This is a genomic window from Jiangella asiatica, assembly GCF_004349065.1.
Taxonomy (GTDB): Bacteria; Actinomycetota; Actinomycetes; order Jiangellales; family Jiangellaceae; genus Jiangella; species Jiangella asiatica.
In genome coordinates this window covers 68,153-76,963 of the sequence record NZ_SMKZ01000031.1, presented here as the reverse complement: position 1 = coordinate 76,963, position 8,811 = coordinate 68,153, and the positions used below count along the sequence as shown (strand labels likewise).

Sequence of the window (8,811 nt, the reverse complement as noted above, 5' to 3'; positions counted from 1 at the left end):
CGACGGACGACCCGACCGACCCGCCCACGGACCCGACGGATCCGCCGACGGACGACCCGACCGACCCGCCCACGGACCCGACGGATCCGCCGACGGACGACCCGACCGACCCGCCCACGGACGACCCGACCGAGGACCCGGACCCGACCGAGCCCGACGGGGTGTGCCCGACCGACCCGGCCGAGACGGATCCGGCGGCGACGGACCCGGACGCTGCGTCGGACAGCGGCACCGAAGTCACCGACCCCGACTGCGAGACGGCGGACCCGACCGACCCGGCGCCGACGGAGTCACCTGAGCCCACCGGCAGCGAGGCGCCCAACACCGTCACTCCGACGCCGCGCGAGACCGCCGGCCGCCGCTGGTTCCGCCGCGCTCGCTGAACCCTGGAACCTGGCAGCGATGGCGGGTGGTGTGGTGGCGCTGGAGGTGCTGCCGCCGAATCGCCGCTTTTCTGATCATCAACGATCCGGCACATCACGAGGGCTCCTGGTGCGTCACCACGCGTACATCCCTGGTAGAGCACCGAAAGTCCTGGTGATGTCGCCACCCTCGCCACCGTCAGCCGACTGCCATCGGGTCCTCGGAGCGTCGGTGCGTGCGCTCGCGGCTGAGGCCCCAAAGGACCACCATGCCGGCGGCCACCAGGCCCGGCACGAGGACGCCGGATAGGTCGTGGGCCCAGATCTCGACGGTCAGCACGTAGCCGGTCAGCACCGTCCAGAGCACCGCGGTGGTCCAGCGGTCGCCACGTGCCAGGTGCGCGTACACCAGCAGGTGCGCCAGCGCGTAGAGGGCGCCGAGACCGCTGAACCCGGGCACCCATGCGACCACGTCACCATAGTCGGGGCCTGCGACGACGTCGACGGCGAGGTCGGCGACCGCCCAGGTCAGCGCCGTGAGGATGGCGCCGCAGCCGGCGACCGCGGCCACGCCGAGCGCGACCGCGCCGCGCCGGCGCTCTGGGTCGGCCAGCGCCGGGAAAGCGAGCATCGGGACGAACTGCGGCAACCAGAACGCGATCTTGGTGAAGATGGAGCCGGCCGCGTAGAGCCCGCTGACCTCGGTCGGGAGCACGTGCCGGGCCAGCATCACGTCGATGTTCGTCAGCACCACGAAGCCCAGCAGCATCGCGCCGGAGGACAGCGTCGCGCGGACCGCGAACCCGCCTCGTGGTGACGACACCGGCGGCCGGGCCGCCGCCCAGGCAACGAAGCCCGCGGCCATGAAGCCCGCGGCGATCCCGATCAGCGCGGCCGACGCGGTCGGGTGCAGCGCCATGCCGACCAGGCCGCCACCGACCCGCAGCGCGGCCTGGATGCTCACCAGCGCGGCCAGCAGCCGGAACCGCTCGCGGCCCTGCACGATGCCCAGCGACGGCGCCGTGGCGGCCAGCGCGGCGATCGCGACCGCCGACGCGATCGCGGGCACCACGGACTCCAGGCGCAGCGCCGCCGACACGACCGGGCTCAGCGCGCACAGCCCGACCCCCAGCACCACCGCCATGACCAGCCCGGAGCGGACGGCCGGCGCGACCGGCCGCCCGGTCGCCGCGCCCCGCGCCGTCGTCGCCTGCACGGCCAGCGCGGCGACGTTGCCGACCACGATCAGCGCCAGCAGCGCACTGAACGCGCCGAACTCGTCCGGCCCGAGCCGGCGGGCGGCGGCGACGGTCAGGACGTAGCCCAGAGCATTGGCGAGGCTGGTGCCAGCGGCGAGCGTTCCCGCGGAGCTGCCCAGCCCGGCGCCGAGCAGACGTCTGGCGAGCTGCGGCATGCGGCCTATCGTGCCAGGGCGCCGGCCCGGTACGACCCCGTTCGACCTGACCGCCCGCTTCACCGGTCATCTCCTTGCATGACCAAGTTTTTGACCAGAACCACTGGACCTTCTTGTTACCGACTGGTAGGAAGTCTCCCTATCGACGACGGCGGTCAGAGCGGACCGCCCGGGAGGGACACGATGCGACGGTACTTCCTGCCCGGCCTGTTCTTGGCCGTGGCGACCGGCCTGCTGGTGTGGGGAGGCGACTGGCTCGGCCTCGAGCTGGAGCACGTCGCCCTGCTCGGCGCCGCTCTCGGCGGCGCGGCGGGAGTCGTTCCCGACCGCAGCCCGCTGGAGCGGGTAGCTGGTCTGCTGTCCGGTGCGGTGCTCGCGTGGATCGGCTACGCGCTGCGCGCCGCCTGGCTGCCGGACACGTCCGCCGGGCGAGGCGTTGCGGCGATGCTGGTGGTGCTGGCGTGCCTGCTCGTGGCGTTCCTGACCTCCGGCCGGCTGCCGCTGTGGTCTCTCCTCATCGGCGCGGCGGCCGTCGTCGGCGCGTACGAGGTGCCGTACACTGCGGCGCCGCCGGAGTTCGCGCAGACCTCGCCCACGTCGCTGACGACGGTGCTGCTCGCGGCCGCCTTCGGGTTCCTCGCCACCGTCTTCCTCGGCAACCAGATCGAGGTGGAACGCGCCGCAGAGCGGGGGGTCCGCGACGTCGACGACGACGGCGACGATGACGCCGTCGACCGCGACACCCACGACGACGAGACCCGCGACGAGACGCGCGACGACGCCGACCGGAACCGGCATGGCACGTTCTGGGAAGGAGCGCTGCGATGAGCCGGCGTGTCGTCGCCACCGCCGCCGCGTCCGCCGCGGCCCTGATCCTGGGCGCCCCGGTCGCGGCCGCCGACGTCGGCACCACCAACACCGAGACGGTGCAGGTGTACCTGAACGCCGACGGCAGCCTCGACACCGCGCGGGTCTACGACCAGCTCGACCTCACCGGCGCCGGCTCGGTCGACCTGCGCAACCCCGTCACCACCGAAGGACTGCGCAACCTCGACGGATTCGGCGGCACCGACACCGAGGACGGCGAGGCCGTCGTGGAGCTCGACGTCGATGGCGAGCAGCGGCTGCGTACCGTCTCCCACTTCGAGGGCGACCTGCCCCTGTCGGTCTCGGTCGAGTACCGGCTGGACGGCGAGGTCGTCGACGCTGAGGACGTCGTCGGGGAGTCCGGCGAGCTGGAGGTCCGCTACCGCGTCGTCAACGAGACCGGTGAGCCGCGCGAGATCGAGTACGACGACGGCACCGGCACCTTCGTCACGACGGAGGAGGAGGTCTTCGTCCCGATGGTCGGGACCATGACCACCATCCTGCCGTCGACGTTCACCGACGTCACCTCCGGCGAGGCGAACATGGGCGGCGACGGACGCGGCGGCACCCGGCTCACGTACGCGCTGACGCTGTTCCCGCCGATCGGGTCCGCCGAGCAGGAGTTCGGGTACACGGCGGTCATCGAGGACGGCATGATCCCGGAGGCGACGCTGTCGGCCCTGCCGGTGTCGCCGCTGGACAGCCCGACCTACGCGACCGGTGTCGAGGGCTACGAGGGCGGCATCGACTCCGGTATCGCGCTGACCGAGGGCGCCCAGACCATCGACGAGAACCTGCTGCGGCTGCGTGACGGTGCCGCGGATCTGCTCGGCGGGCTGATCCAGCTCCGCGACGGCGCGCAGGAGCTCAGCACCGGGCTGGCCGACCAGGCCGCGCCCGGCGCGCGTGAGCTGGCCGACGGCCTGGGCGACCAGCTCGCGCCCGGTGCGCGGGAGCTCTCCGACGGCGCCCAGCAGCTCTACCAGGGCGTGGGCGGGCAGCTCGCACCGGGCGCCAGCCAGCTGGCGGACGGGGGAGCGGAGCTCGCCGAGGGCCTGTCCAAGCGGCTGGTCCCCGGCGCCGCGCAGCTGGCGGCCGGCGGCGCCGAGCTGGCCGACGGGCTGAAGAACCGGCTCGCCCCCGGTGCGGAGGAGCTGGCCGACGGCGGCGAGCAGCTGGCCGACGGCGCCGGTCAGCTCGCCGAGGGCCTGGAGACCGCCGGGGACCGGGCGCCGGAGCTGATCGGCGGCCTGGAGCAGGTGGGCTCCGGCCTGGACCGTGTCGACGCCGGCCTGACCCGCATGTACGACGGCATCGGCGGGCTGCCCGAGCAGGCCCAGCCGCTGCGCGAGGGCATCGACCGGCTGCGCGCGGGCATCGGCGACATCGAGACCGAGGGCACGTTGCTGGGCGGGTTGGAGCAGATCCGGCACGGCCTGGAGTCCGAGGCGGTGCCCGCGCTGCAGCAGATGGCCGAGGGCGTCTACAACGAGTCCACCGACGCGCCGGGCGCCTACCAGCGCATCGGCTGCGCGGTGCTGGTGCTCAGCGACATCCTCGAGGAGCGCACCAGCGGCTTCGACCCGGCGTGCTACGGCGAGAACGCGGTGCTGCTCGGCACGCTGCGGCCGGTCGTCGGGTACGACGTGGACGACCTGACGCAGACCGTCCTGACGACCCTGCGCGACGAGCTGGCCGACGGGCGCACCAGTCTGGCCAACCCGGACGACCCCATGGACGACGAGACCCTGTACGGCGGGCTCAACCGCCTGGAGGACGCGCTGACCAGCGGGGAGGGCGTCCTCGCCGGCCTGGTGCGGTTGCAGTGCGGCCTGTCCAGCGACTCCGTCGACGTCTGCCCGGACGAGCCGGGCCTGCTGGAGGGCCTGAACCTCCTCGACGACGGCGTCGGGGAGCTGGTCAGCGGCGTGGTCGGCTCCGTCCAGGGCGGCATCGGCGAGCCCGAGGACACCCCCGAGGACGAGACCCTGCGCGGCGGCGTCAACGGTCTCAGCGACGGCGTCGACCAGATCATTGCGGGCGGCAACGCCCTGGTCGCGGGCCTCATGCAGCTCACCGACGGCGCCCACCACCTGCACGACGGCAACCTGCGGCTTTCCGACGGCGCCGGCGAGCTGGCCGACGGCGCGGACGAGGCCGCCGACGGTGCCGGGCAGATCGCCGACGGTGCGGGTCAGCTGGCCGACGGCGCGGACGAGGCCGCCGACGGTGCCGGGCAGATCGCCGACGGTGCGGGTCAGCTGGCCGACGGCGCGGACGAGGCCGCGGTCGGCGCCGGGGTGCTCGCCGACGGCCTCGACGACGCCGCCGACGGCTCGGTCCAGCTCTACCAGGGGCTCGGCCAGGCCGCGGACGGCGCGCCGCAGCTCGTCGACGGCGCGGAGCGGCTGTCCGAGGAGGGCTCGTCGCAGCTGGCCGCGGCCGGTCAGGAGACCGCCGCCGACTTCGGCACCCGGTACGCCATGCTCGAAGCCGGCGCGGAGCGCGCTCTGAACGAGCCGCTGGTCAACGGCGCACCCGACGGCGCGACGCTGAAGACCGCCTTCAGCTACGAGCTTCCGGAGGTCAGCGGCGAGGGCGGGCGCAACGTCACCCGCGGCGTGCTCGCCCTGGGCGTGTTCGCGGCCGCGGCCGGCGCCGCGACCCTCCTGCGTGCCCGCCGCCCCTGACCCATTTGGAAATGATCACGTTCAGCACGAAATCTCGTGTCACACCATGCTCGCAATCATGATGAGGCTCGGGGGATCCTGCTGAACGTGATCATTTGAGGCTGCGGGGAGGAATCGGTTCGACGGGCGCGACCCGGCGGGTGAGGTGCGGGGGTTATGCTCGCCGCTGGCGGTGCTGGTCGATCATGCGGGGAGGGCTGCTGGTGGGCGACCCGCACGCAGCGCGGCACCGGCGCAGCTCACCTGCCACCCACTCGCCGCGCGCCCACGGCTGGCTGCTGCCGGCCTGGTGCGTCCTGCTGACCGCCGTGGTCCTGGCGCCGCTCGCCGCACCCGGCTTCGTCCTGTCCTACGACATGGTGGCGGTGCCGGACCAGGCACTGCTGCCGTCGTCGGTGGGTCTCGGCAGTGCGGTGCCGCGGGCGGTGCCGTTGGACGCGGCCGTGGCGATCCTCGACTCCGTCGTCACCGGGGCAGTGCTGCAGAAGCTGGCGCTGGCCGGCATCCTGCTGGCCGCCATGCTCGGTGCCGGCCGTGCCCTGCCGGACGTGAGCACCGGAGCCCGCCTGGTCACGGCCTCCGTCTACGGCTGGAACGCCTACGTGTTCGAACGGCTGGTCATCGGCCACTGGCCGACGCTCATCGCGTACGCGGCGCTGCCGTGGCTGCTGATGCTCGGCCGGGCCGTGCGCCGTGGACGGATGCATGCTGCCAGTGCGGGGCTCGGCATCACCGCGCTCGCGTCGCTCACACCCACCGGCGGGCTGCTCGCCGCCGCCCTGTTCGCGGCCATCGTGCTCGCACCAGGCGGCCGGCAGACCGGCCGGCTCCGCACCGTCGTCGGCGTCTCGCTGGTCGCGCTGCAGGCGCCGTGGGTGGTCCCGTCCGTCCTCCGGCCCGATCCTGCGGTCTCCGACGCGGCGGGTGTCGCCGCGTTCGCGTCGCAGGCGGACTCGCCGGCCGGCCTCGTCGGCAGCCTGCTCACCCTCGGCGGCATCTGGAACGAGGGCGCCGTGCCGGACAGCCGCGACCTGCTGTCGGCGTTGGTCCTCGCGGCCGTCCTGCTGGTGCTCGCAGCGATCGGGCTGGGGGAGTTGCGCCGACGGCTGGGCCGGGCCGAGTTCGCCGCCCTCGCCGGGCTGTCGGTGCTCGGCGGGCTGCTCGCAGTGGCCGGGGCCGTCCCGGGTACGGCCGGGCTGGTGGAGTGGCTGGTGGCCGAGGTGCCCGGCGGCGGCCTCGTCCGTGACGGGCAGAAGTTCCTGGCCTGGTACGCGCTGCTGGTCGCGCTCGCCGCGGCCGTCGGCACCGGACGGGTCGCGCGGGCGCTCCCGGGCCGGTTACCGGCGCTGGCCGCCACCGCCGCCGCCGTCGTCCTCCCGTTGGCGGCGCTGCCGGACCTCGCCTGGGGCGCCGCGGGCCGGCTGACTCCCGTCGCGTACCCGGCCGCCTGGGACGACGTCCGCGCCGCGCTCCAGGCGTCCGACGGCGACGGCGACCTGGTCGTGCTGCCGTACCAGCCGTTCCGGCGATTCCCCTGGAACGACGACCACACCGTCCTGGACCCTGCGCCCCGCTACCTCGGCGTCGAGACCGTGGTGCCCGACGCGCTGCCGGTCGGCGGCGTCGTCGTACCGGGGGAGGACCGCCGGGCCGAGCACGTCGGCGCGGTCCTCGCCGCGGACGGCGACAACGCCGCGGAGGAGCTGGCCGCCGCAGGTGTCGGCTGGATCGCCGTCGAGCGGGACACCCCGGGCGAGCTGCCGGAGGCGGTGCTGAAGGCCGCCGACCCGGTCGAGGTGAACGGCACCCTCGATCTGTACCGGCTGCCCGAATCGGCACGATCATGGACCCGCATTCCGCCGTCCGAGCCGGTCATCGCCGCCGATATCGTCTTTTTGGCCATTCTTGTGGCCGCTTCGGTTGATGTTGTCCGTAACGCCTTCTTGCCGCGTCGCCGGTCGTTACGCTCCCGGGTGTCGTGATTTCCGCGTAGCTCGAGGAGTTCGCACGTTCATGGGAAATATCGGAGGCCTTGTCGCCGCCATTGTCGGAGTGGTGCTCGCCGGTCTGACCGTCGTCACCGCGGTGAACGTCAGCCAGCCGGACGACGCGGACGACGCCAGCCAGGAACAGCTGATCGACTACGACGACAACTGACCGGCGGCGACACGACCGTGACCACAATGCGCATCGTCATGCTCAATTGGCGTGACACCTCACATCCCGAGGGCGGCGGATCGGAACGGTACGTCGAGACCGTCGCGGCCGGATTGGCCGCCGCCGGCCACGACGTCACCCTTTTCTGTGCCGCCTATCCGGGCGCGGCCCGGGAGGAGCGGCGCGACGGCTACCGCATCGTGCGCCGCGGCGGGAAGCTCACCGTCTACGCGCACGCGGTGCGGATGCTCGCGACCGGCGCTCTGGGCCGGCCCGACGTCGTCGTCGACGTGCAGAACGGCGTCCCGTTCTTCAGCCGGCTGGCGGTGCGCTGCCCGGTGGTGGTGCTCGTGCACCACGTGCACCGCGAACAGTGGGGTGTGGTGTACGGGCCGGCGGTCGCCCGCTTCGGCTGGTGGCTGGAGTCCCGGGTCGCGCCCCGGCTGTACCGCAGGAGTCGTTACGTCACCGTCTCGGACGTCACCCGGACGGAGCTCGCCGCGCTCGGGGTCGGTCCCGGGCGAGTGGACGTCGTCCACAACGGCACCGCGGCGGCACCAGCCACGACGACGCATCGGGAGGCGACGCCCCGCCTCTGCGTCCTCGGCCGGCTGGTGCCGCACAAGCGGGTCGAGCACGCCCTGCAGGTCGCGGCCAGGCTCCGCCCGCGCCGGCCCGACCTGCGGGTGAGCGTCATCGGCGACGGCTGGTGGTCCGGCCGGCTGGTCCAGACCGCCCGCCAGCTCGGCGTCGACGACATCACCGAGTTCCACGGCTACGTCGACGAGCGCGCCAAGCACGACGAGCTGGCGCGCAGCTGGCTCATGCTCGCACCGTCGGTGAAGGAGGGCTGGGGCCTCACCGTCGTCGAGGCCGCCCAGCACCGGGTCCCGACCGTCGGCTACCGGTCCGCCGGGGGCCTGGCCGAGTCGATCGTCGACGGCGAGACCGGCGTTCTGGTCGACGATCTCGACGGCCTCACCGCCGCCGTCGACCACCTGCTCGCCGACGACGACCGGCGTGCGGCCCTGGGTGCCGCTGCCGCCGTCCGCGCCGCCGGGTTCACCTGGGAGGAGACGGTCCTCGCGTGGGATCGGCTGCTGACCGAGGTGTCCGCGACGGCCGCCGGGGTCCGGCCCGTAACGTTGATGAACCAGCGCGCCGGCGCCGGTCGGACGCGCGTCCCGGCGCGCCCGCTGGACGTCGTCCGGCGGCCCGCCGCCGCCGAGCCGGCGCTCTTCTTCCGCCAGTCGTGAACCGGCCCCTGGCTCCCATGATCATCAACGGCTGGCGACGCTATGACGTCGCCAGCCGTTGATGA

General features: G+C 73.7%; 6 protein-coding genes and 1 pseudogene. 6 read left to right on the top strand and 1 reads right to left on the bottom strand.

The window, feature by feature from the left end; translation table 11 throughout:
- Positions 1-383, top strand: a pseudogene (locus tag E1269_RS20250) (RNA polymerase subunit sigma-70); the annotation flags it as partial.
- 178 nt (positions 384-561) lie between these two features.
- Here E1269_RS20250 and E1269_RS20245 read toward each other — a convergent pair.
- On the bottom strand, positions 562-1,776 hold the full coding sequence (locus E1269_RS20245) for a lipopolysaccharide biosynthesis protein (protein ID WP_131897863.1): 1,215 nt from the start codon (positions 1,774-1,776) through the stop codon (positions 562-564).
- A gap of 183 nt (positions 1,777-1,959) precedes the next feature.
- Here E1269_RS20245 and E1269_RS20240 point away from each other — a divergent pair, with 183 nt between their 5' ends.
- From E1269_RS20240 to E1269_RS20225, 5 genes are all read left to right on the top strand, one after another.
- Entirely contained in the window at positions 1,960-2,604 is a 645-nt protein-coding gene (locus tag E1269_RS20240) for a hypothetical protein (protein ID WP_131897861.1), read from the top strand.
- On the top strand, positions 2,601-5,333 hold the full coding sequence (locus E1269_RS20235) for a hypothetical protein (RefSeq protein ID WP_131897859.1): 2,733 nt from the start codon (positions 2,601-2,603) through the stop codon (positions 5,331-5,333). Before E1269_RS20240 ends, E1269_RS20235 begins: the two co-directional genes overlap by 4 nt.
- Positions 5,334-5,518: 185 nt before the next feature.
- Positions 5,519-7,315, top strand: a complete 1,797-nt coding sequence (locus E1269_RS20230) for an MmpA family trehalose lipid delivery protein (protein ID WP_131897857.1) — start codon at positions 5,519-5,521, stop codon at positions 7,313-7,315.
- 31 nt (positions 7,316-7,346) lie between these two features.
- Complete coding sequence (locus E1269_RS32380; protein ID WP_162606528.1) at positions 7,347-7,490, top strand: hypothetical protein; 144 nt, start codon at positions 7,347-7,349, stop codon at positions 7,488-7,490.
- A gap of 38 nt (positions 7,491-7,528) precedes the next feature.
- The gene (locus E1269_RS20225; RefSeq protein ID WP_203433920.1) at positions 7,529-8,746 is read left to right on the top strand and encodes a glycosyltransferase family 4 protein; all 1,218 of its coding nucleotides are present in this window, start codon (positions 7,529-7,531) and stop codon (positions 8,744-8,746) included.
- Positions 8,747-8,811: the final 65 nt, after the last annotated feature.